At 62.7% G+C, this 21,260-nt stretch carries 22 protein-coding genes; 13 read left to right on the top strand and 9 right to left on the bottom strand.

The features are described 5' to 3' along the window. The first annotated feature begins 10 nt into the window (after positions 1–10). A complete protein-coding gene (gene waaA / locus Q8K09_RS01770) occupies positions 11–1,294 on the top strand; it encodes a lipid IV(A) 3-deoxy-D-manno-octulosonic acid transferase (RefSeq protein ID WP_305253299.1) in 1,284 nt (427 codons plus the stop codon). Positions 1,295–1,406: 112 nt separating this feature from the next. Beyond that, a complete protein-coding gene (bfr, locus tag Q8K09_RS01765; RefSeq protein WP_305253298.1) occupies positions 1,407–1,871 on the top strand; it encodes a bacterioferritin in 465 nt (154 codons plus the stop codon). Positions 1,872–2,004: 133 nt separating this feature from the next. On the opposite strand, the gene uvrA is transcribed toward bfr, so the two are convergent. Next, entirely contained in the window at positions 2,005–4,839 is a 2,835-nt protein-coding gene (uvrA, locus tag Q8K09_RS01760; RefSeq protein ID WP_305253297.1) for an excinuclease ABC subunit UvrA, read from the bottom strand. A 371-nt stretch (positions 4,840–5,210) separates the two neighbouring features. Between uvrA and Q8K09_RS01755 the strand changes: the two genes are divergently transcribed. From Q8K09_RS01755 to Q8K09_RS01740, 4 genes are read left to right on the top strand one after another with little or no spacing between them, the layout of a single operon-like run. Next, positions 5,211–6,599, top strand: coding sequence for an MFS transporter (locus tag Q8K09_RS01755; RefSeq protein ID WP_305253296.1), 1,389 nt, complete (start codon positions 5,211–5,213; stop codon positions 6,597–6,599). An 18-nt stretch (positions 6,600–6,617) separates the two neighbouring features. Further along, complete coding sequence (locus tag Q8K09_RS01750; protein ID WP_305253295.1) at positions 6,618–7,118, top strand: single-stranded DNA-binding protein; 501 nt, start codon at positions 6,618–6,620, stop codon at positions 7,116–7,118. 22 nt (positions 7,119–7,140) lie between these two features. Further along, a complete protein-coding gene (locus Q8K09_RS01745) occupies positions 7,141–8,025 on the top strand; it encodes a sugar nucleotide-binding protein (protein WP_305253294.1) in 885 nt (294 codons plus the stop codon). Then, a complete protein-coding gene (locus Q8K09_RS01740; protein ID WP_305253293.1) occupies positions 8,018–8,950 on the top strand; it encodes an NAD-dependent epimerase/dehydratase family protein in 933 nt (310 codons plus the stop codon). The genes Q8K09_RS01745 and Q8K09_RS01740 overlap by 8 nt, the downstream gene beginning before the upstream one ends. Before the next feature lie 59 nt (positions 8,951–9,009). Here Q8K09_RS01740 and Q8K09_RS01735 read toward each other — a convergent pair whose 3' ends face one another. After that, positions 9,010–9,696, bottom strand: coding sequence for an OmpW family protein (locus Q8K09_RS01735; protein WP_305253292.1), 687 nt, complete (start codon positions 9,694–9,696; stop codon positions 9,010–9,012). Between the two features lie 481 nt (positions 9,697–10,177). Between Q8K09_RS01735 and Q8K09_RS01730 the strand changes: the two genes are divergently transcribed. The 6 genes from Q8K09_RS01730 to Q8K09_RS01705 all read left to right on the top strand — a co-directional run bounded on the left by Q8K09_RS01730 (position 10,178) and on the right by Q8K09_RS01705 (position 15,227). After that, entirely contained in the window at positions 10,178–10,948 is a 771-nt protein-coding gene (locus tag Q8K09_RS01730; protein WP_305253291.1) for a DUF3450 domain-containing protein, read from the top strand. After that, positions 10,945–12,294 (top strand): MotA/TolQ/ExbB proton channel family protein, encoded by a 1,350-nt coding sequence (locus tag Q8K09_RS01725; protein ID WP_305253290.1) that lies wholly within the window; start codon positions 10,945–10,947, stop codon positions 12,292–12,294. Before Q8K09_RS01730 ends, Q8K09_RS01725 begins: the two co-directional genes overlap by 4 nt. A 55-nt stretch (positions 12,295–12,349) precedes the next feature. Beyond that, positions 12,350–12,835, top strand: coding sequence for a MotA/TolQ/ExbB proton channel family protein (locus Q8K09_RS01720; RefSeq protein ID WP_305253410.1), 486 nt, complete (start codon positions 12,350–12,352; stop codon positions 12,833–12,835). 193 nt (positions 12,836–13,028) lie between these two features. After that, positions 13,029–13,439, top strand: coding sequence for a biopolymer transporter ExbD (locus tag Q8K09_RS01715; protein WP_305253289.1), 411 nt, complete (start codon positions 13,029–13,031; stop codon positions 13,437–13,439). After that, on the top strand, positions 13,439–14,128 hold the full coding sequence (locus Q8K09_RS01710; protein WP_305253288.1) for an energy transducer TonB: 690 nt from the start codon (positions 13,439–13,441) through the stop codon (positions 14,126–14,128). Before Q8K09_RS01715 ends, Q8K09_RS01710 begins: the two co-directional genes overlap by 1 nt. A 1-nt stretch (position 14,129) precedes the next feature. Next, positions 14,130–15,227 (top strand): hypothetical protein, encoded by a 1,098-nt coding sequence (locus tag Q8K09_RS01705; protein WP_305253287.1) that lies wholly within the window; start codon positions 14,130–14,132, stop codon positions 15,225–15,227. A 149-nt stretch (positions 15,228–15,376) separates the two neighbouring features. Here the strand turns inward: Q8K09_RS01705 and Q8K09_RS01700 are convergent, their stop codons facing one another. From Q8K09_RS01700 to Q8K09_RS01685, 4 genes are all read right to left on the bottom strand, one after another. Then, positions 15,377–15,898 (bottom strand): DUF3299 domain-containing protein, encoded by a 522-nt coding sequence (locus tag Q8K09_RS01700; RefSeq protein WP_305253286.1) that lies wholly within the window; start codon positions 15,896–15,898, stop codon positions 15,377–15,379. A gap of 37 nt (positions 15,899–15,935) precedes the next feature. Continuing rightward, the gene (locus tag Q8K09_RS01695; RefSeq protein ID WP_305253284.1) at positions 15,936–17,201 is read right to left on the bottom strand and encodes an ABC transporter permease; all 1,266 of its coding nucleotides are present in this window, start codon (positions 17,199–17,201) and stop codon (positions 15,936–15,938) included. A 2-nt stretch (positions 17,202–17,203) separates the two neighbouring features. Continuing rightward, positions 17,204–17,914 (bottom strand): ABC transporter ATP-binding protein, encoded by a 711-nt coding sequence (locus Q8K09_RS01690; RefSeq protein ID WP_305253282.1) that lies wholly within the window; start codon positions 17,912–17,914, stop codon positions 17,204–17,206. Positions 17,915–17,981: 67 nt separating this feature from the next. Continuing rightward, on the bottom strand, positions 17,982–18,593 hold the full coding sequence (locus Q8K09_RS01685) for a DUF2796 domain-containing protein (RefSeq protein ID WP_305253280.1): 612 nt from the start codon (positions 18,591–18,593) through the stop codon (positions 17,982–17,984). Between the two features lie 128 nt (positions 18,594–18,721). Here Q8K09_RS01685 and Q8K09_RS01680 point away from each other — a divergent pair, with 128 nt between their 5' ends. After that, a complete protein-coding gene (locus Q8K09_RS01680; RefSeq protein ID WP_305253278.1) occupies positions 18,722–19,063 on the top strand; it encodes a hypothetical protein in 342 nt (113 codons plus the stop codon). Between the two features lie 110 nt (positions 19,064–19,173). On the opposite strand, the gene trxA is transcribed toward Q8K09_RS01680, so the two are convergent. The 3 genes from trxA to Q8K09_RS01665 form a co-directional block, all read right to left on the bottom strand. Then, positions 19,174–20,046: a thioredoxin gene (trxA, locus tag Q8K09_RS01675; protein WP_305253277.1), complete on the bottom strand. Its 873-nt coding sequence runs from the start codon at positions 20,044–20,046 to the stop codon at positions 19,174–19,176. A 72-nt stretch (positions 20,047–20,118) separates the two neighbouring features. Then, positions 20,119–20,775, bottom strand: coding sequence for a methyltransferase (locus Q8K09_RS01670; protein WP_305253275.1), 657 nt, complete (start codon positions 20,773–20,775; stop codon positions 20,119–20,121). After that, positions 20,772–21,221 carry a hypothetical protein gene (locus tag Q8K09_RS01665; RefSeq protein WP_370869475.1) on the bottom strand — a complete coding sequence of 150 codons (450 nt, stop codon included), beginning with the start codon at positions 21,219–21,221 and terminating at the stop codon, positions 20,772–20,774. Before Q8K09_RS01665 ends, Q8K09_RS01670 begins: the two co-directional genes overlap by 4 nt. Positions 21,222–21,260: the final 39 nt, after the last annotated feature.

Raw genomic sequence — 21,260 nt, 5'->3', positions numbered from 1 at the left:
CTGCGCGCCCATGAATAGAGTCCTCTACAGCCTACTGTTGCATCTCGGCTTGCCTCTGGTCGCCGGGCGTCTGGTCTGGCGCGCGTGGCGCGCACCGGCGTATGCCAAACGCATTGGTGAGCGCTTTGCCCTCGGCTTGCCGCCGCTCAAGCCCGGAGGCATCTGGCTGCATGCGGTGTCGGTGGGCGAGAGCATCGCTGCCGCGCCGCTGATTCGTGAATTGCTGGCGCGCTACCCGCAGCTGCCGATCACCGTCACCTGCATGACGCCGACCGGCTCCGAGCGGATTCAGGCCATGTTCGCCGGGCCTGAGTATGCCGGGCGCGTGCAGCACTGCTATCTGCCCTATGACATGCCTTGGGCCGCGGCGCGCTTTCTCGAGCGTGCCCAGCCTCGGCTGGCAGTGGTCATGGAGACCGAGTTGTGGCCCAACCACATCCATCAGTGCGCCCGCCGTGGCATTCCCGTGGCCCTGGCCAATGCGCGGTTGTCCGAGCGTTCGGCGCGTGGTTACGCGCGCTTCGCCAAACTGACCGCGCCGATGCTGGCCGAGCTGAGCCTGATTGCGGTGCAGACGGCGACTGAGGCCGAGCGCTTTCGCCGCCTGGGCGCGCGGCCCGAGTGCGTCGAAGTCACCGGCTCGATCAAGTTCGACCTGACCATCGACCCCGCGCTGCTGGCGCGTGCCAGCGAGTTACGCGAGCAGTGGGGCGCGACCCCGCGCCCGGTGTGGATCGCCGCCAGTACCCATGCTGGCGAAGACGAAATTGTCCTGGCGGCACACCGCCTGCTGCTTGAGCAGCGCCCCGATGCTTTGCTGATACTGGTGCCGCGGCATCCAGAGCGCTTCGCTTCGGTGTTCGAGTTGTGTCAGCGCCAAGGTTTCGCCACGCGCCGGCGCTCCACTGGCGAAGCGCTGCTGGCGGGCGATCAGGTGTTGCTTGGCGACACCATGGGCGAGTTGCTGTTTCTCTATGCCTTGGCTGATCTGGCTTTCGTCGGCGGCAGCCTGGTCGGCAATGGCGGGCATAACCTGCTGGAGCCTGCCGCACTGGGCAAGCCGGTACTTAGCGGGCCGCACCTGTTCAATTTTCTCGAGATTGCCGCACAACTGCGCGAGGCCGGGGCGCTGCGTGAAGTGGCTGATGCCAGCGACCTTGCGCAGCAGGTCGAGCAGCTTTGGCGCGAGCCGGCTCAGGCGCAGCGCATGCGCGAGGCGGGCCTGGGCGTGATGCAGGCCAACCAGGGCGCATTGGCGCGCCTGTTGGCGGGGCTGGCGCGTTTGCTTGGTTGAGCTGCTTTCCTGCCGTGCGCATCAGGCTCGCTTGTGGCGTTGTGCTTGACCCCAACACGCCAGGCGACCAGCATGTATGCCTGTTTATGCGCTACGTTCAAGGAATTGCCTGATGAAAGGCCACGCTGAAGTTATCGACTATTTGAAAATGCTGCTCAAAGGCGAGTTGGCAGCGCGCGATCAGTATTTCGTGCATTCGCGTTTTTATGAGGATTGGGGCTTCAGCAAGCTCTATGAGCGCATCAACCATGAAATGGAAGAAGAGACGCAGCACGCCGATGCCTTGCTCCGGCGCATTCTGTTTCTCGAGGGTACGCCGGACATGACGCCTGATGCCTTTGTCTTCGGCCAGACAGTGCCCGAAATGCTCAAGCTCGACCTGGCCCTCGAATACCACGTGCGCGCGGCGTTGAGTAAAGGTATCGAGTTGTGCGAGCAGCATCAGGATTATCAGACCCGCGACATCCTGCTGGTTCAGCTCAAGGATACTGAAGAAGATCACGCCTATTGGCTGGAGATTCAGCTGGGGTTGATCGACAAAGTGGGTCTGCAGAATTACCTGCAGGCGCAGATGTAGCGTTTCAGCCATAAGCAACACGTGAAAAAGCCAGAGCAGGGCGAGCCCTCTCTGGCTTTTTTGTACGCGCTATTGCTGCTGATGAGCCGATCAGGGCCAGCACGCTGGCCCCGCCGCGGTGATGTTGCCTGGTCTACGCGCGGTCACGTTCCAGCAATGGTTTGAGGAAGAAGCCGGTATGCGACTGCGGCATCTCGGCCACTTCTTCCGGGGTGCCCACGGCGATGATCTGACCACCCTTGGAACCGCCTTCCGGACCGAGGTCGATGAGCCAGTCCGCGGTCTTGATTACGTCCAGGTTGTGCTCGATCACCACCACGGTGTTGCCGTGGTCGCGCAAGCGGTGCAGCACGTCGAGCAGCTGCTGGATATCGGCGAAGTGCAGGCCGGTGGTTGGCTCATCGAGGATATACAGAGTCTTGCCGGTGTCGCGCTTGCTCAGCTCGCGCGACAACTTGACCCGCTGCGCCTCGCCCCCGGACAGGGTGGTCGCGCTCTGCCCCAGCTTGATATAGGACAGGCCTACATCCATCAGGGTTTGCAGCTTGCGCGCCAGGGCTGGTACGGCATCGAAGAACACGCGCGCTTCCTCGATGGTCATTTCCAGCACCTCGTGGATGTTCTTGCTCTTGTACTTCACTTCCAGAGTCTCGCGGTTGTAGCGCTTGCTTTTGCACACGTCGCAGGGCACGTAGATGTCCGGCAGAAAGTGCATCTCCACCTTGATCAGGCCGTCGCCCTGGCAGGCTTCGCAGCGCCCACCCTTGACGTTGAAACTGAAGCGGCCTGGGCCGTAGCCGCGCGAGCGCGACTCTGGCACGCCGGCGAACAGCTCGCGGATCGGGGTGAACAGGCCGGTGTAGGTCGCAGGGTTGGAGCGCGGGGTGCGGCCAATCGGGCTTTGATCGATGTCGACCACCTTGTCCAAATGCTGCAGGCCATCAATGCCGTCGTGGGCGGCGGCCTCCAGGGTAGTCGCGCCGTTCAGCGCGGTGGCGCTGAGCGGATACAGGGTGTTGTTGATCAGGGTTGACTTGCCCGAGCCGGACACGCCGGTGACGCAGGTCAACAGACCGATCGGAATATCCAGGTCGACGTTGCGCAGGTTGTTGCCCCGCGCGCCTTTGATCTTCAGCGAGAGCTTCTTGTCCCGTGGCGTGCGCTTGGCCGGCACGGCGATTTTCACCCGCCCGGAGAGGTATTTACCCGTCAGCGAGTCCGGGTGGGCCATCACCTCGGCTGCGGTGCCTTGGGCGACGATACGGCCACCATGTACGCCAGCGCCGGGGCCGATATCGACCACGTAGTCGGCCATGCGGATAGCGTCTTCGTCGTGCTCGACCACGATCACAGTATTGCCGATATCGCGCAGGTGGCGCAGGGTGCCGAGCAGGCGTTCATTGTCGCGCTGGTGCAGGCCGATCGAAGGTTCGTCGAGGATGTACATGACCCCAACCAGGCCGGCACCGATCTGGCTCGCCAGGCGGATGCGCTGGGCTTCGCCACCGGAGAGGGTATCGGCGCTGCGATCCAGGGTCAGGTAGTCCAGGCCGACGTTGACCAGAAACTGCAGGCGCTCACGAATTTCCTTGAGGATCTTTTCGGCAATCTCGCCGCGGCGGCCGGGTAGCGCCAGGCTGCCGAAATACTCGGTAGCGTCGCCAATCGGCATGCCGGTGACCGCTGGCAGGGTTTTTTCGCCCACCCAGACATGCCGCGCCTCGCGGCGCAGGCGAGTGCCGCGGCAGTCCTGGCAGGCCTGGGTGCTGAGGAACTTGGCCAGCTCCTCGCGCACGCTGGCCGATTCGGTCTCGCGATAACGGCGTTCCAGGTTCGGCACTATGCCTTCGAACGGGTGCGAGCGCTTGACGATATCGCCACGGTCGTTGAGGTATTTGAAGTCGACGTTCTGCGTGCCGCTGCCGTACAAGATGCACTTTTGCTGTTCGGCTGCCAGGTCGTCGAAGGGGATTTCCAGGCTGAAGCCGTAATGCCCAGCCAGTGAGCCGAGCATCTGGAAGTAATAGATGTTGCGCCGGTCCCAGCCGCGGATCGCGCCCTCGGCCAAGGTCATCTCGCCGTTGATCAGACGCTTGATGTCGAAGAACTGCTTGACCCCCAGGCCGTCGCAGGTCGGGCAGGCGCCGGCCGGGTTGTTGAAGGAGAACAGCTTGGGTTCCAGTTCGCTGATCGAGTGGCCGCATACCGGGCAGGCGAAGCGTGCGGAGAAGATCATTTCTTCTCCGACTTCACCTTCCATCGGGGCGATCAGGGCCAGGCCATCGGCCAGCTTTAGCGCGGTCTCGAACGACTCGGCCAGGCGCTGCTGCAGATCGCCGCGAGCCTTGAAGCGATCCACCACGGCATCAATGCTGTGCTTCTTTTGTTTGTCGAGCTTGGGCAGCTCATCCAGTTCGTAAATCTTGCCGTTGACCCGCACCCGGACGAAACCCTGGGCGCGCAGTTCGTCGAACACCGCCAGGTGTTCGCCCTTGCGCTCGCGGATCACCGGAGCCAACAGCATCAGCTTGCTGCCTTCCGGTAACGCCAGTACCTGGTCGACCATCTGGCTGACGGTCTGTGCTTCCAGTGGCAGGTCGTGATCCGGGCAGCGCGGAATACCGGCGCGAGCGTAGAGCAGGCGCAGGTAGTCGTAGATCTCGGTGATGGTGCCGACGGTGGAGCGCGGGTTGTGCGAGGTGGACTTCTGCTCGATGGAAATTGCCGGCGACAGGCCTTCGATGGTGTCGACATCGGGCTTTTCCATCATCGACAGGAACTGCCGGGCGTAGGCCGACAGCGACTCGACGTAACGACGCTGGCCCTCGGCGTAGAGCGTGTCGAAGGCGAGCGAAGATTTGCCGGAACCGGATAGCCCGGTGATCACGATCAGCTTGTCGCGCGGCAGGGTCAGGTCGATGTTTTTCAGGTTATGGGTGCGTGCACCCCGGATCAGAATCTTGTCCACAAACAGCGGCCTCGCATGGCGGGCGGAAAACCAACGAGTATACGGCCCTGCGACGCAACGCGGCAAAGCGTGACGGCTATAGCGTGTCGAGTGCTGCCAAGCTCGGCTGATGTTTAGCGCTAGCCGTGGCGGCGCTGCACGTTGGGTGCGTACGCCCGTGTGGCGTGTTAACTGAGCGCATGTGGCGTTGCCGCGCTTGCTCGGGGGCCGCCACTCCCGGCGTTCTGCACAATCTTCAGGGCTGGGCTGAATGCCGCAAACTCTCCGGGCGCGGGCATGGTCTGCCTGGTGCCATTTGCCACAGCAACGTGACTCGCCGCGAAGCCTCAACAGACCCTATAATCGCCGCCTATTTCGACAAGGCGTTTTCCATGCATGATCCCTACAGCGAGCGCATGAGTAGCGGTGAAACCCTTGCGGCCGCTGGGCTGGCGCTAGTGTTTGCCTTTCGCATGCTCGGTATGTTCATGGTTCTGCCAGTGCTGGCGACCTATGGTATGGAGTTGCGCGGCAGTACGCCGGCATTGATTGGCCTGGCCATCGGCGCTTACGGCTTGACCCAGGCGTTCCTGCAAATACCCTTCGGCATGCTGTCCGACCGTATTGGGCGGCGTCCGGTTATCTATGTCGGGCTGCTGATTTTCGCCGCTGGCAGTGTGCTTGCCGCTAATGCTGACTCCATCTGGGGCGTAATCGCCGGCCGGGTGTTGCAGGGTGCCGGGGCGATTTCCGCCGCAGTGATGGCGCTGCTCTCCGATCTGACCCGTGAACAACACCGCACCAAGGCCATGGCCATGATCGGCATCAGCATTGGCTTATCCTTCGCAGTGGCCATGGTGGTCGGCCCGCTGCTGACCCGCGCCTTTGGCTTGTCCGGTTTGTTTATGGCCACCGCCGCCATGGCCTTGCTCGGCATCGTTATCGTCGCCGGGGTGGTGCCGCGCACGGCCGGGCCGCTGCAGCACCGCGAGTCTGGCGTCGCCCGGCAAGCGCTGTGGCCGACCCTGAAGCATGTCGATCTGTTGCGCCTGGACTTCGGCATCCTGGCCTTGCACGCCATTCTGATGGCCAGCTTCATCGCCTTGCCGCTGGCGCTGGTGGAGCAGGGCGGGCTGCCCAAGGAAGATCACTGGTGGGTGTATCTGGTCGCCTTGCTCGTAGGCTTCTTCGGCATGCTGCCGTTTATCATCTATGGCGAGAAACGGCGCCGTATGAAGCATGTGTTGGTCGGGGCAGTGGCAGTGCTGCTCGCCTGTGAAGTGTACTTCTGGCAATTCGGCACCAGCCTGCGTGCTTTGGTGCTGGGCACCGTGGTGTTTTTTACCGCATTCAATCTGCTAGAGGCGTCGCTGCCTTCGCTGATCAGCAAGGTTGCGCCTGCCGGTGGCAAGGGCACTGCAATGGGCGTTTATTCGACCAGTCAGTTTCTCGGCGCGGCTGTGGGCGGTATTCTCGGCGGTTGGCTGTACCAGCATTACAGCCTGTCGGGGGTGTTCCTCGGTTGCGCTGCCATGGCTCTTCTCTGGCTAGGCTTTGCTGTTACTATGCGCGAACCGCCTTATGTGACTAGCCTGCGTTTGCCGCTTTCAGCCGCGGCATTGGACGAATTAGGGTTGGCCGAACGTTTACAGGCTGTGCCTGGCGTGGCGGATGTGGTGGTGGTGCGTGAAGAAGCCGCCATCTATATCAAAGTAGATACCCAACAATTGGATCGCATGTCCCTCGAGCGCCTGATCGAAGCGGCGCCGGCGACGTGCTGAAAGCTCTAGGAGAAAGTTATGGCCCGTGGGGTTAACAAAGTTATTCTGGTCGGTACCTGCGGACAGGATCCGGAAACGCGTTATCTGCCCAGCGGCAACGCAGTGACCAACCTGAGTCTCGCCACCAGCGAGCAGTGGACCGACAAGCAGACCGGACAAAAGGTCGAGAAAACCGAATGGCACCGTGTCTCGCTGTTCGGCAAGGTTGCTGAAATCGCCGGCGAATACCTGCGTAAAGGTTCGCAGGTGTATATCGAAGGCAAGCTGCAGACCCGCGAGTGGGAAAAAGACGGCATCAAGCGTTACACCACGGAAATCGTCGTCGACATGCAGGGCACCATGCAACTGCTCGGTGGTCGTCCGGATAACGCCGGTGGTGACTCTGCGCCGCGTCAGCAGCGCCCTGCACAGCAACGTGAACCGCAGCGCGAGCAGCAGCAGGCGCCACGCCCGGTTCCGCAGCAGCCGGCCAAGCCTGCGCAGGATTTCGACAGCTTTGACGACGATATCCCGTTTTGATTAGCTGAGTCGGCTCTCTATCATGCGTATGCGGCTCATGCTGCTAGGTGGCGGGAATGCTCTGGGGCAGGCGTTGATTCGTCTCGGCGCCGAGGAAGACATTGGTTTCCTCGCGCCGCGCCCTCCGGAAGCAGGCTGGGATGTCGCCAGCCTGACCCAACTCCTTGACGACACCCGTCCTGATGCACTGATCAACCTTGCTTACTACTTCGACTGGTTTCAGGCCGAAGACGTGAGCAAGGCGCGTCTGCTTGCCCAGGAAAAGTCGGTCGAGCGGCTGGCCGAGCTTTGTCAACATCATGAAATTCGCCTGCTGCAACCGTCCAGTTACCGGGTATTCGATGGTTCGCGCATTAGTGCCTACAGCGAAAAAGAAGAGCCGGTGCCCCTGGGTGTGCGTGGTCAGGCCTTGTGGCGGATCGAGCAGCGCGTCCGGGCGACGTGCCCGCGGCATGTGTTGTTGCGTTTTGGCTGGCTGCTGGATGAAAGTCCGGATGGTCGGCTTGGGCGCTTCCTGTTGCGTGCCGAGCGCGATGAAAGCATTACGCTCGCCGATGATCGGCGTGGCAATCCGACCCTGGTCGACGATGCCGCGCGGGTAATCCTTGCGGTACTCAATCAGCTTGATTGCCAGGCACCGTTATGGGGGACCTTCCACTACGGTGGCCAGGAAGCAACCACGTCGCTGGCATTGGGTCAGGCAGTGCTGAGTGAGGCGCGCAACGTGCGCAGTGATTTGCTCGAAAGCATCACGGCGCAGGCCCATGCCGCGCGCCCGGATGCTGCCGAGGAGCCGCAGCACGCGGTGCTGGCCTGCAAGAAAATTCTGCATACCTTCGGGGTCAAGCCGCGTGCCTGGCGCTCTGGGCTGCCAAGCCTGCTGGATCGATACTACCGCCATGTCTGATGCACCTATTCTGATTACCGGCGGCGCCGGCTTTATCGGCTCGCACCTGGTTGATGCGCTACTGGCACAAGGCCATGCGGTGCGCGTGCTAGATAACTTCTCGATGGGCAAGCGCGCCAACCTGCCGCTGGATAACCCGCGCCTGCAGTTGCTTGAGGGCGATGTGGCCGATGCAGCATTAGTCGGTCAGGCCGTGGCCGGGTGTGCGGCGGTGGTGCACCTGGCTGCAGTGGCCTCGGTGCAAGCCTCGGTGGACGATCCGGTAAGTACGCACCAAAGCAACTTTGTCGGCACTCTCAACGTCTGCGAGGCCATGCGTTTGCATGGTGTCCGGCGGGTTGTCTACGCGTCGAGTGCGGCGGTCTATGGCAATAATGGCGAAGGCCAGGCGATTGACGAAGCGACCCCTAAGACGCCGCTGACGCCTTATGCGGCGGACAAACTGGCCGGCGAGCACTACCTGGATTTTTATCGTCGCCAGCACGGTCTGGAGCCGGCGATTTTTCGCTTCTTCAATATATTCGGGCCGCGTCAGGATCCGTCCTCGCCCTACTCCGGGGTGATCAGCATCTTCACCCAGCGAGCGCAGCAAGGGCTGCCGATCCGGGTGTTCGGCGATGGCGAGCAGACCCGTGATTTCTTCTATATTGGCGATCTGCTGGTGCTGCTAACGCAGGCGCTGGCCATGCCGCAGGTTGTGGTGGGTGCCGTGAATGTGGGCTGGAATCAGGCGGTGAGCCTGAACCAGTTGCTGGCCGAGATCGGCGCTGTAAACGGTAGCTTGCCGGCGATTGACTATCAGGCGGCGCGGCCTGGCGATATTCGTCATTCGCGGGCGAATAACCAGCGTTTGCAAGCCTGTTACCGCTTGCCGCCTGCGACCAGCATGCGCGAAGGGCTGCGCAGGTTGCTGGCGCAGGGCTGATCTGCACCCACAAAAAAGCCGGCTTCGAATGCCGGCTTTTTTGTGGGTGTCGGTTTGGCTTAGAACTTGTAGCCCAGGCCGACCATGTAGACCATCGGATCTACGTCTACATCAACCTTGACCTTCGCGCCGCCATAGGAGGTGGTGCCGGTGGTTTCGATGTCGATATAACGCACGCTGGCGTTGAACAAGAGGTTGTCGGTCAGCATGTAGTCCATGCCCACTTGAGCCGCGAGACCCCAGGAATCTTTCATGTCCAGGCCGCTGAAACCCTTGGATTCGGCTTCGCTGCTCAGCTCTGTATCGAAGAACCAGGTGTAGTTGATGCCCACGCCCGCATAGGGTTGGAAGGCCGAGGCACCGTCGAGCGGGTAGTACACGACGCTCAGGGTTGGCGGCAGGTGCTTGAGTTCACCCAGGTTGCCGTTCAGTCCGGCAAATGGGCCTGGCATGCCTTTTACCCCAACATCATGGCTGAACGGTGTGGCGGCCAGGAGTTCGATGCCGACGTGACTGGTGAACATGTAAGTGCCAGTCAGGCCCAGTTGAGTGTCGCTGTTCAGTGTGGCCTTGGTGCCAGCTACGTCAGTGTTCAACGCGCCTACCCAGATGTCACTGCTGCTTTCATGCGGATCAACAGTAATCGCACCAGCGCGAACGATGATGTCGCCTGCCTGGTAGGCCTGGGCAAGGGGGGCGGCCAATGCGGTGGCCAGGATTGAAAGAGCGAGCAAGGACTTGCGCATGGTGAACTCCGGTCGAGTCATCAGTTGATTGGGCTGATGTCAATGTTAGGGGCCTAAGCAAATCGAGTGTTGACCCAGCTCAATGAATTGGTCTGTTGACGAGGGCCTATTGGGGATTGCGCTCGATTTCTCGCCTGCACTCAAGAATCATCCTCCCCTCTGTCGTGGCTGCATGCCTGCCCTCTCGGTGGCCTGCTGGTGCTAGGCAGTGGCGCGCTCGGGGCAAGAGATTGCCTACACGTCGAACATCTGCGGTTGCTGCTTGATGCTAATGCAGTTGATAATGGTTATCTTTAGTGGCTGGATGCTCTGCAGTCTTGCGCGCCAGCCTCCAGCTTGGTGGCGGTCGGTTGAAGTCCGCCCTGCGGCGCGCGATGACAGTGCGTTATCAAATGGGCCGCAGCCTTGGCGTAGCTTGAGGTTAAGAAAGGTTATAATGTTTCTTTTTAATATGAGCCCACTGCTCGAGGATTCCCTTCGCATGAACTTGTACCCCCTGCGTTCACTGGGCGCAGCCCTATTGCTGAGCAGTACGCCGTTACTGGCCGCACCGCTGGACGCCGCGCTGGATGAGAGTCAGCGGCTGGCCGCAGAGGCCAAGGCGTCCCAGGCGCGTATTGAGCAGCTCGACGATGCCAGTCGCGAGATGCTTGGCGAGTACCGCAATGCTTTACAGCAGGCCGAGGCGTTGAAAGGTTACAACCAGCAGCTGCAACAGCTGGTCGTCGCGCAGCGCCAAGAGCTGGCGGGGTACCAGGAGCAGTTGGACGGTATCGAGCGCACCCAGGAGGCGGTCACGCCACAGATGCAGCGGATGGTCGAGGTGCTCGGCGAATTCATATCTGCCGACCTGCCATTCCTGCCAGACGAACGCAGTGATCGTCTGGCGCAGCTGCAGGACTTGTTGCCACGTGCCGATGTCAGCTTGGCGGAAAAATACCGCCGCATCCTTGAGGCCTATCAGGTCGAGAGCGACTACGGCCGCACCCTGGAAGCCTGGCGTGGCGAGTTGCCGGTCGATGGCGGTTCGCGCAGCGTCGAGTTCCTGCGTCTAGGCCGGGTGATGCTGTACTTCCAGACTCTCGACGGCCATGAAAGTGGCTGGTGGAACCCGCAAAGCCGCAGTTGGCAAATCCTCGATGGCAGTGCCCGGCGCCCGCTGCACAAGGCCATCGCCATTGCCCGTCAGGAACAGGCCCCGGTTCTGCTCGACCTTCCCGTGAAAACCCTGGCTCAGGAGGCCAAGCAATGAGCCGTCGTGTTCTCGCTATTTTGACCCTGGCGTTGTTGCCGGCGATTGCCGCTGCTGCTGCGCCGCTCAGTCCTGACCAGCTGCTGCAGCGCATTCGCAGCGAACGCGCCGCCGAAGTCACCGCCATGCAGAGTCGTGAGCAGGCGTTTGTCGCCGAGCGTGGCGAGCGTGCACAGTTGCTCGACAGCGCGCGAGCGGCCTTGCAGGTGCAGAAGGCTCAAGCCGAGCGCTTGAAAGCCGAGTTTGATCGTCAGGAGGCCGAACTGGCCGAGCAGGAAAAACTCCTTGGCCAGCGTGTCGGTCATCTGGGTGAATTGTTCGGTGTGGTCCGGCAGAGTGCTGGCGATGTCGCTGGGCAATGGCAGGACAGCCTGCTCAATGCGCAGTACCCCGAGCGATTGCAGCGTCTCAAGGCGCTGGCCGAGAGCCGCACTTTACCGTCCGCCGCAGATCTCGATGGCTATTGGATGCTGCTGCTGGAAGACCTGGCCGCCAGTGGCCGGGTCGAGCAGTTGCAATTGCCGGTGGTGGCCGCTGACGGCAAGCGCAGTGAGCAGTCGGTGCTGCGTGTTGGCGCTTTCTCGGCTTTCAGCGACGCCGCTTTCCTGCGTTACGACGCCGATGCTGGCGAGTTGCTGGCGCCGCCACGACAGCCGTCCGGGCTGGGCCGGGTTAGTGATTATCTGGACAGTAGCGAAGCGCTTGCCAGCCTGCCTGTCGACCCTAGTCGTGGCACGTTATTGGCGCAACTGCAGCGTCAGCCGACGCTGTGGGATCGCCTGCAACAAGGCGGCCTGGTCGGTTGGGTGATCGTCACATTGGGCGTTGTGGGTCTGCTCCTGGCCATTTGGCGGATGGTTCATCTGGCCCGGGTCGGGCATGGGGTGAGCGCGCAGATGCGTGATCTGAGTGCGCCGCGTGACGATAATCCGCTGGGCCGGGTGATCGGTGTACTGGGGCCGCAGCCGCAGCTGTCCGATCTGGAGACGCTGGAGCTGAGGCTCGACGAGGCGATCCTGCAGGAGACTCCGCCGCTGGAAAAAGGCCAGAGCCTGCTCAAGCTGCTTTGCGCGGTGGCGCCGCTGCTCGGTCTGCTCGGTACCGTGACTGGCATGATCGTCACCTTCCAGGCCATTACCCAGGGTGGTGGTGGCGATTCACGGCTAATGGCCGACGGGATTTCCCAGGCCCTGGTGACCACGGTGCTGGGGCTGGTGGTGGCGATTCCGCTGCTGTTCCTGCACAGCCTGCTGGCCAGTCGCAGCAAGAGCCTGATTCAGTTGCTCGAGCAGCAAAGTGCCGGCTTGATCGCGCTGCATCTGTCCGGGGCGCCGCGTCGTGGCTGATTGGCTGGGCTTTTGGCTGCGTCTGGTCGACAGCAGCTACGCGCTGCTCGACTTCATGAGCGCTGGCGGCGTGGTGATGTGGGCGTTGGCCGGGCTCTGTGTGGTGTTCTGGACCCTGGTGTTCGAGCGCTTCTGGTACGTGCGCCGGGTCTTCCCGCGCTGGGCGCGCGAGCGACGCAACGCCTGGCAGCAGGTGCTGCAAGACGACAACGGCAACTGGCAGCGGGCAGTGCGCGCTGCCTGGCTGGCGCAAGCGCGACAACACCTGCTGGGCCCGCTGCGTCTGAGCAAGACCTTGGTGGCGATGTACCCGCTGCTCGGCTTGCTTGGCACCGTCAGTGGCATGGTCGCGGTGTTCGATGTGCTTGCCATTAACGGTACCGGCAACCCGCGCGGCATGGCCGCCGGCGTCTGGCAGGCGACCCTGCCGACGATGGCCGGCATGGTCCTGGCCATTACTGGATTGTTCAGCCTGGCGCGCCTCGAACGCGATGCGCGCCGGGCCCTCGAGCGGCTGACTGACCAGCTGCGTCACGAGTGAGCGTTTGCCCACCGTCTGCGACGGAGCGCTGACGCGCAACAAATTGTGTAGGAGCCAGCTTGCTGGCGATGCTTTTGATCTGCCGGGATCGTCGGAGTGCCGAACCACAGCAAACTGGCTCCTACAAGAATTTATGCGGATTAAGTTCCTATATAAATCAACGAATTATTTTTAGTTTGATAAGAGTTTGATCATGCGAATGCGCCGACACCACCAGCAAGACGAAGACACCGGCATCGACCTGACGCCGATGCTCGACGTGGTCTTCATCATGCTGATCTTCTTTATCGTCACCAGCTCCTTTATCAAGGAGTCAGGCGTCGAAGTGCAGCGCCCCCAGGCGCAAACTGCCAGCGCGCAGGACAAGGGCAATATCCTCATTGCCGTGACTGCTGACGGTCAGGTGTGGATGGACAAGAAAGTCGTCGATGTGCGCAGTGTGCGCGCCCACGTCGAGCGCATGCGCGTCGACCAGCCGGAAGGCTCGGTGGTGGTGCAGGCCGATCAGGATGCGCGTACCGGCCTGGTGGTGCAGGTGATGGATCAGGCGCGCCTGGCCGGGGTGCAGGATGTCGCCCTGGCCGCTACCTCGGGAGCGCTTTGATGCGGGTGCCGCTGGCTTTTCTCGGTGCTTGTCTGATGGCCTTGGCGTTATTCGCCTTGATGCTGTACATGGTCGCGCCGCCGCGTAGCCAGCCATCGGACAAACCGGTGACGGTGGCTAGCTTCGTACGCCTCGATAGCAATGCCAGCGACACTGCGACGCGCACCCGTCAGCAGGCGCCACAGCCACCCCAGCCACAAACCCCGCAACCGCCGACGCCGCCCACGCCGGTAGCGGCAACGCCGAGTGCCAACCTGCCGGCGCTGGATCTGCAATTGCCGAGTCTGAGTAGCGGGATTGCCGTCAACAGTGCGCCGACCCCGAGCCTCAGTGGTTTGAGCGCAGGCGCTGCCGCCCCCAGCGCGCCAGCGTCAGCGCTAAGCGAGTCCGCTGGCCAGGCCGGCGGCCCGGAAAGCGAGGTGATGCCGCTCAACGATGTCAGTCCGGACTATCCGCGCTACGCCTTGCAACGTGGTATCGAAGGGCACGTCAAACTGGCGTTCACCATCAATCGCGCGGGTGCCGTGGAAAATATCCGAGTGATCGAAGCCAGCCCGCAGAATGTATTCGAGCGTGAGGCGCGCCGCGCTGCTGTGCGTTGGCGTTTTGCCCCGCGCACCGAAAGCGGTTTGGCGGTGGCCCGCGAAGCCGTGAAAACCCTGTACTTCCGTCTTGAGGGAGGTAGCTGAGATGTATCGTTTATTGTTGTTAGTGGTGCTATGCGCTGCAGGTACGGTGCAAGCCGCCGGGCAGCGCGTCGATCCAGGCGTATTTGCTGCCCTGAATGCTGCCCAAGAGGCTCAGCAGCAGGGCGATTATGCCGCGGCCAAGCGCGCGCTGGATGCGGCCAAGGCCAAGCCGGATAGCCTGGAGCAAGCCTTGCTGTGGCGCAGTCGCGGTTACCTGGCCTGGGCCGAAGGGCAGAATGCCAAGGCTATCAAGCTCTTGGGCAAAGCGTTGGGCAGTGGCAAGCTGGACGCCGAGACGCAGGCCAGCGAGCAACTGAATCTGGCCCGGCTCAATCTGGTCGAGCGTCGCTACGCCCAGGTTGTCAGCCTGTTGCTACCGCAGCAGGCAACGGCCAATGAAGAGGTCCTGCAGCTGCTGGTGCAGGCCTACCAGGGGTTGGGGCAGCCGGCCAAGGCGTTGCCGCTGGCCGAGCGCTATGTGCAGGCTAATCCGCGGGCGGCGGACAGCTGGTTGCAGTTTCTGGTCGCGGTAAATGCCGACCTCAAGCGTTATTCCGCCGCCGAGCGCTGGCAGCGCCAGTTGCTCGGCCGTCAACCCGATCATGCTCAGGGATGGCGGCAACTGGCCGCCCTGCAGCAACTGAGCGGTAGCCACGACAAAGCCTTGGCCACCCTGCGTGCTGCGCACAGCAAGGGTCTGCGTTTCAATGAAGCCGAGCTCGACAACCTGGTGTTGCTGGCCGGTGCTGCCGAGCAGCCCTGGCAAGGCGCCAAGCTGCTCAGCGGCATGCTCGAACAGGGCCTGCTGCCGCTTACCAGCGCCCGCGAAGAGCGCCTGGCGCTGTTCTGGTGGCAGGCCCGCGAGCGTGCGTCGGCAGCGCGGATCTACCGCGAATTGGCGGGGCGTTCGGGCAGCGCCAAACATTGGCTGCACCTGGCCCAGCTGGAGATGGAGCAAGCCCACTGGCGAGCCGGCCTGGAAGCCTTGACCAAGGCCGAGCGCGCCGGTGCAGAGCGCGGCAAGGTGCGCTCGTGGCGTAGATGGGCGGAAAGCGAACTGAGTCTCGAGCAGGAAAAACGTCTGGCCAGCGCTGGCTAGAGCCTGCTGCTGTTATCCGTAGGGTGCGCCGCGCGCACCGATTACAGGTATGGGCCACGGCGGTGCTCTAGGGCGGGAGCGCAGGTCTAGCTTCGGGTGCGCCTGGCGGGTCAGTTGGTGCGCACGGCGCACCCTACGGACGGAAGCACTCAGCTATCCGGCAGCTCGTAGGCGTAGATCTTGTCCGCCTGCATCTGGTAACCGGCTTCGGCCAGTTCGCTGCTGCTCTGCTCGACCTTCATTGCGCCTTCGATCCAGAACGGCTGATAGAGCGCATCCAGCAGCACGCCCAGCTCGGTGGTGACGTGCACGATCTGGTTCGATGGCGGTGGCGGTACATGGATGCAGGCGCCGAAGTAAGGCACCAGCAGGAACTCGGTAACGCGCCCTTCTTCGGTCACGTCCAGCGGCACGATGTAACCCGGCAGCTTCACTGCCTGGCCGTCCAGTTCCTTGACCACGGGCGCGGCCGGCGATTGTTGCATGGCGGCCGGACCGGCTTCGGACAACGCCTCGGCGAGTTGCGACAGGTCATGGATGGGCATCTGCTCGACCACCTGTGGCGGCGCGTCGGCCGGGACCATGTCCGACCAGTTCAGCTCGCGTACCTCGGCGGCCGATAACGGCGCGGCCAGGGCGATAAGCACAGCAGCGAGCAGGGGGCGGAGCATGGTGCTACCTCGTATCAATAAAAGGCTATAAGCGGCGTCACAAACGAATCGATAGACCATCGGCCAATGACTGCCGATAGGCACGCCAGGCTGGGACGCAGCCCATTAGCAGGGCAGCGCTCAGGATAGCGCCGAGCAGCGTCCACTCATAGGCCGTTGGCAGGTCAAGCGGCAGATAGAGACCGTAGTTGGCCTGCACATAACCCTGTGCACCGGCGATGCCCGCATACAGCAAGAGCAGGCCCAGTACTACGCCGGCCAGGGCCAGGGCGAAGGCTTCCAGGATCAGCAGGCTGGCGATATGCCAGGGCCGCGCACCCACCGAGCGCAGAATCGCCATTTCCCGGCGGCGTTCGTTGAGGCTGGTGAGGATTGCCGTGAGCATGCCGATCAGCCCGGTCAGCACTACGAACAGCGAGACCACGAACAGCGCCTTTTCCGCCGTACCCATCAGGCTCCATAGCTCCTGCAGGGCCACGCCGGGAAGGATCGCCAGCAGCGGTTCACCGCGGAATTCGTTGAGCTCGCGTTGCAGGCTGAAGGTGGCGATCTTGCTATTGAGACCGAGCAAAAAAGCGGTGATCTGTTTGGGCTGAAGATCCATGGCGCGCGCTTGCTCGGCGCTGATCTGCGCTGCGCCGCGGCCAGGCATGCCGTTCTGCCAGTCGATGTGCAGGGCTTCCATGCCGGCCAGGGAAATATGCAGCGTGCGATCCACCGGAGTGCCGGTGCGTTCGAGTACGCCGACGACGTTGAAGGGCTTGTCGTCGTGCTTGAGCAGGCTGATGGTGGCCACACCATGGGCCAGTACCAGCTTTTCGCCGAGGCTGTAGTTCAGCGCCTTGGCGACTTCCGCGCCGAGCACCACCTCGAACGGATCGTCGGCAAAGGCGCGCCCCTGGCTGATCTGCAGCGGCTGGCTGCGGGCATAGCGGAAGTGTTCGAAGTAGGCCGGGCTGGTGCCCATCACTCGGTAGCCGCGGTGCGAGTCGCCGAGGGAGATGGGGATCGCCCACTTGACCTGACGGTGTTCGGCGAAGCGCTCGAAGCTGTCCCAGCGAATATTGTTGGTCGCATTGCCAATACGGAATACCGAATACAGCAGCAGATTGACGCTGCCGGAACGGGCGCCGACGATCAGGTCGGTACCGCTGATGGTATTGGCGAAGCTGGCCCGCGCTTCGGTGCGTACGCGCTCCACGGCCAACAGCAGGCAAACGGAAAGGGCGATGGCAAATACGGTGAGCAGTGCGGTGAAACGGCGGTTGCCCAGGCTAGCCAGGGCCAGACGTAATAGGTACACCTTCAGACCTCCAGTGCGGTGGCGGCGCGATTGAGTTCGGCCAGCGATAGGCTGCGGTCGAACAAGTGCGCCAGGCTCTGGTCGTGACTGACAAACAGCAGGCTGGCACCCGCCTCGCGGCATTCGGCGAACAGCAGTTGCAGAAAAGCCTCGCGGGCGTCGGCGTCCAGCGCCGAGGTCGGCTCGTCAGCGATTACCAATTCTGGCTGGCCGATCAATGCTCTGGCAGCGGCAACCCGTTGCTGCTGGCCGATGGACAGTTCATCGGCACGGCGATCGAGCAGTGTTGCTTCTTTCAACCCCAGGTGGGCGAGCAGGGTGGCAGCGGCTTGGTCGATGCTGCCGTGGCGCTTGATGGCGCGGCTAGCGCGCAACCTTGAAAAGTGGCAGGGCAGTTCGACGTTTTCGCGCACCGAGAGAAACGGCAGCAGGTTGAACTGCTGGAAGATGTAGCCGGTATGGTCGACGCGAAAGCGGTCGCGGGCACTGGCCGACAGTGCACTGAGTTCCTGGTCGAGCAAGCGGATGCTGCCGCGATTGGGCGTTTGTACGCCGCCGAGCAGGCCGAGTAGGGTGGTCTTGCCACTGCCGCTGGGCCCCTTGAGAAACAGGCTTTCGCCGCGTTGCAGGGTGAAGCTGGGGATGTCCAGCAGTTGCGCCTGGCCGGGCCAGGCGAAACCGAGATTGGACAGTTGGATCAGGGCTGAACTCATGGCAATGCGTAACTCATGAAATAACGGCCGGGTAACCCCCCCGGCCGTGCTGCTGCGAATGGGCTGATTAAAAGCTCAGTGAGGCGTTGGCAGGCGTTAACTCGAGGCCTTGCTGGCCGCTCGGTGCGATCAGTTGTACCTGAATTTTCTCGGTGGCGGGGAAGCGCTTGAACAGTTCGCTTAGGTTCAATTGTTTCAGTTCGCCCGGTTTTTTGCAGTCGAGCTGGTAATGCGCATGGATTTCGCTGTGTTCACTGTCGCCTGCATCAGCGTGGTGCTCGTCGTGTGCGTGCTCGTCGTGGGCAGCACCCTCGAACAGCGGGCTTTCCAGTTCTTGCATGCTCACCGTGCAATCACCGCTCGCTATGCCGAATAGGGCCAGCGGTTGCTCCAGCTGGCTGCGCGCGGCGGCGACCTTAGCCTTGTCGGCGGCGCTGTTGGCTGCATGTTCGAAGCCGACCAGGTTCATGGCCGGGCTTTCCAGCTGCAGTTCCAGAGACGTGCCGTCCAGCACCACGTTGAGCAGGGCGACGCCATGCTCGTGGGCGTTGAGGCTGCCGTGTTCGGCGTGTTCGGCGTGTTCGGCGTGTTCATGGGCGTGTTCGTGTTTGTGCTCGTTGGCGTGGGCAACGGCCAGCGGCAGTAGAGCAAAAGGCAGGGCAAGCAGCAAACGACGCATGGTTATCTCCGGTCGGGATTCTATTTACTCGTTACGTTATAACAATTTTTATGTGCGTCTGGCCAGCTTCCCTTGGCGGGCTGCAGCTGACGTGGGAGCATGCCGGCTATTAATTCGAGGGCAGCAAAATGATGCGAATCCGTGGACGGATCGGTGATTGGCCGGTGGATCTGACTGTGGAACTGGACGCGCAGGACTGGGCGCAACTGGCGCAGCATATTGCGCCGGCCGCCGTCATGGGCGAGCCGCCAGCTGTTGCTGCAGCCGTAAAAACGGATGCGCTTTGGCAGACCACCCTGGAGTTGCTGCGCCAGGCCGGGCAAGTCGAAGGGCCGCAGCTGCTTGCTCAGCTGAGCGCATTAGCCGGCAGTGAAATGGCGGGCAAACGCCTGCTGGTGCGCTTGCGCCATAGCGCCCAGGTGCGCATGGAAACCGCTGTGGATGCGCCCATCTATCACTGGGTCGGGTAATAAGCCCCGATGGGGTGGCCGCACCGCGACAGGTTATCCGTCTCCGACCTGTCGCGGCTAAAGCGGTGGCATTCCGCTTTAGCCGCGAAGCCCGACAGGCCCAGGCCTGTCTAGTAGATCGCCTGATACAGCTTGCGCCGGTAAGTGGTGACCAGCGGGTGCTGGGTACCGAGCAGGTCGAACACTTGCAACAGGGTCTTGTGTGCCGCGCCGTCGGCGTAATTGCGGTTGCGCGTGAACAGTTGCAGCAGGGCCTCCAGGGCCGGCTCGTATTGTTGGCGGGCCAGCTGCTGGATGGCCAACTGGTAGGCGGCCCCATCGTCTTCGCCGTTTTGCGCCAGGCGGGTTTTCAGGCTGGCGACATCCGGCAGATCCGCCGCCTGGCGGAGGAAGGTCAGTTGCGCAAGGGCGCCAGCCAAGGCTGGCTTGTGGTCGTCGCCCTTGACCGCATCGAGCACGCTTTGCGCTTCGTCCAGTTCGCCGCGTTCGGCCAGGCAGCGGGCATAGAGGATCAGTGCCAGGGCATTTTCGTTGTCTGCTCCGAGCAACTGCTTGAGTAACGCTTCGGCGTCGGCGATGCGCCCTTCGGCGAACAAAGTCTGGGCGGCCTCCAGGGGGTCGGCCGCGGCGGGTGCGGGCTCGTTTACGTGGGGCTTGAGCAGTTCGCGGATCGCCGACTCAGGCTGCGCGCCGGAGAAGCCGTCGACCGGCTGACCGTTCTTGAACAGCACCACGGTAGGCAAGCTGCGAATGCCGAAGCGCGCGACCAGGTCCTGTTCGAGGTCGCAGTTGACCTTGGCCAGCAGCAGCTCGCCCTGGTAGCCCTCGGTGATCTGCGCCAGCAGGGGCATCAGTGCCTTGCAGGGCGCGCACCATTCGGCCCAGAAGTCGACCAGCACCGGTTTGTGGAAGGAGTTCTCGATCACCAACTGCTCGAATTGGGCGCTGCCGGATACGTCGAAAATATATGAGGTGTCGCTCATGGTCGGTCTCGCTGGGCGAAAAATGGCTGTCACTATAAATGTGGGCGCCTGATTACGGAAACAAGGCGTATTTCAGTCGCGCTGCGCGTGATACAGGCTGACCTGGCGAAACTCGGCGGGTTCGGCCAGATCCGGCAAGGTGCAGGCGTCCAGTATGCCCAGGCGCCGGTACAGCGGATGCTGAAAATCGCGCACCCGTGAGTCGGCCACCAGCGCCTGGCGCCCACGGCTGAGGAACTGGTCGAGTAGCGGCAGGTTGGCGCGGTCGTAGAGCACGTCGGCGACCAGGATCAGGTCGAAACGGTCAGTTTCCTGGAAAAAGTCCGCCGAGTAGCTCAGCGCCACGTCGTTGAGTGCGGCATTGGCCCGGCAGGCCGCAAGGGCCAGCGGGTCGATGTCGCAGGCCACCACTTCGAGGGCGCCAGCCTTGGCTGCCGCAATAGCCGCGACGCCGGAGCCGGCGCCAAAATCCAGTACGCGCTTGCCGCGCACCCACTGTGGGTGCTCGGCCAGCCAGCGCGCCAGCACCAGGCCGCTGGCCCAGCAGAAGCACCAGTAAGGTGGATCTTCGAGAATGCGCCGGGTTTCCTCCGGGTTGAAGGCGCGCGCCATATTGGCGGCATCAATCAGCCAGAGTTTCAATTCGGTAGCGGGTAAATGCTCGGCCACCAGCCTGGCGTCACCGAGCAGCTCGCTCAGCGCCGTCTGCAGGGCCGCCGTTGTGCTCACGGCGCCGGCACCAGGCGCAACTCGCCGAGTTGCTGGCTGTCGTTGTGTTGAATTGCTTGTGGCGGCAGGCGCAGGATCAGGCGGCCGGCTTGATTAACCCGTCCGCGTAGCTCGACCTTGACCCCGGGAATAAATGCCTCAGGGTTGAAGGGCAGGCGAAAGGGCAGTGCCGCGCCGCTGCCGGTCAGGCGAAGATTGCCGAGCAGGCCTTGCGGCAGGCCGCGCGCATCGACCAGTAGCAGGGCCAGTTCGACTTCGCCTCCGCTGGGTACGCCGAGCAGGCTGCCACTGAGTTCACGTTGGTGCGCCGGCAGAGGCGCGGGCGCCGCCGCGATGCTTGCTGCAGGTGCCGGCTTGGTCGCGGCCTGGGGCGTCACGGCGGGTGCGCTGGCGCATGCCGCGAGCAATACGGCCAGGGTAAGTGGGGCGAGCAGTCGTATAGCAATGTTCATCTAAGGGGGATGCCTGAATGAAGCGCTGTGCCT

Source organism: Pseudomonas sp. (genome assembly GCF_030683065.1).
Lineage (GTDB): Bacteria > Pseudomonadota > Gammaproteobacteria > Pseudomonadales > Pseudomonadaceae > Aquipseudomonas.
The sequence above is the reverse complement of the archived record's forward strand: the minus strand, read 5'-3'. Positions and strand labels throughout refer to the sequence as shown.

Coding starts and splice junctions, on each gene's coding strand:
- Q8K09_RS01740 (WP_305253293.1), top strand. CDS start 8,018: ATGTCTGATGCACCTATTCTGATTACCGGCGGCGCCGGCTTTATCGGC.
- Q8K09_RS01730 (WP_305253291.1), top strand. CDS start 10,178: ATGAACTTGTACCCCCTGCGTTCACTGGGCGCAGCCCTATTGCTGAGC.
- Q8K09_RS01705 (WP_305253287.1), top strand. CDS start 14,130: ATGTATCGTTTATTGTTGTTAGTGGTGCTATGCGCTGCAGGTACGGTG.
- waaA (WP_305253299.1), top strand. CDS start 11: ATGAATAGAGTCCTCTACAGCCTACTGTTGCATCTCGGCTTGCCTCTG.
- Q8K09_RS01745 (WP_305253294.1), top strand. CDS start 7,141: ATGCGTATGCGGCTCATGCTGCTAGGTGGCGGGAATGCTCTGGGGCAG.
- Q8K09_RS01700 (WP_305253286.1), bottom strand. CDS start 15,898: ATGCTCCGCCCCCTGCTCGCTGCTGTGCTTATCGCCCTGGCCGCGCCG.
- Q8K09_RS01680 (WP_305253278.1), top strand. CDS start 18,722: ATGATGCGAATCCGTGGACGGATCGGTGATTGGCCGGTGGATCTGACT.
- Q8K09_RS01720 (WP_305253410.1), top strand. CDS start 12,350: ATGAGCGCTGGCGGCGTGGTGATGTGGGCGTTGGCCGGGCTCTGTGTG.
- Q8K09_RS01725 (WP_305253290.1), top strand. CDS start 10,945: ATGAGCCGTCGTGTTCTCGCTATTTTGACCCTGGCGTTGTTGCCGGCG.
- Q8K09_RS01710 (WP_305253288.1), top strand. CDS start 13,439: ATGCGGGTGCCGCTGGCTTTTCTCGGTGCTTGTCTGATGGCCTTGGCG.
- Q8K09_RS01755 (WP_305253296.1), top strand. CDS start 5,211: ATGCATGATCCCTACAGCGAGCGCATGAGTAGCGGTGAAACCCTTGCG.
- Q8K09_RS01750 (WP_305253295.1), top strand. CDS start 6,618: ATGGCCCGTGGGGTTAACAAAGTTATTCTGGTCGGTACCTGCGGACAG.
- Q8K09_RS01715 (WP_305253289.1), top strand. CDS start 13,029: ATGCGAATGCGCCGACACCACCAGCAAGACGAAGACACCGGCATCGAC.
- Q8K09_RS01735 (WP_305253292.1), bottom strand. CDS start 9,696: ATGCGCAAGTCCTTGCTCGCTCTTTCAATCCTGGCCACCGCATTGGCC.
- Q8K09_RS01685 (WP_305253280.1), bottom strand. CDS start 18,593: ATGCGTCGTTTGCTGCTTGCCCTGCCTTTTGCTCTACTGCCGCTGGCC.
- trxA (WP_305253277.1), bottom strand. CDS start 20,046: ATGAGCGACACCTCATATATTTTCGACGTATCCGGCAGCGCCCAATTC.
- bfr (WP_305253298.1), top strand. CDS start 1,407: ATGAAAGGCCACGCTGAAGTTATCGACTATTTGAAAATGCTGCTCAAA.
- Q8K09_RS01690 (WP_305253282.1), bottom strand. CDS start 17,914: ATGAGTTCAGCCCTGATCCAACTGTCCAATCTCGGTTTCGCCTGGCCC.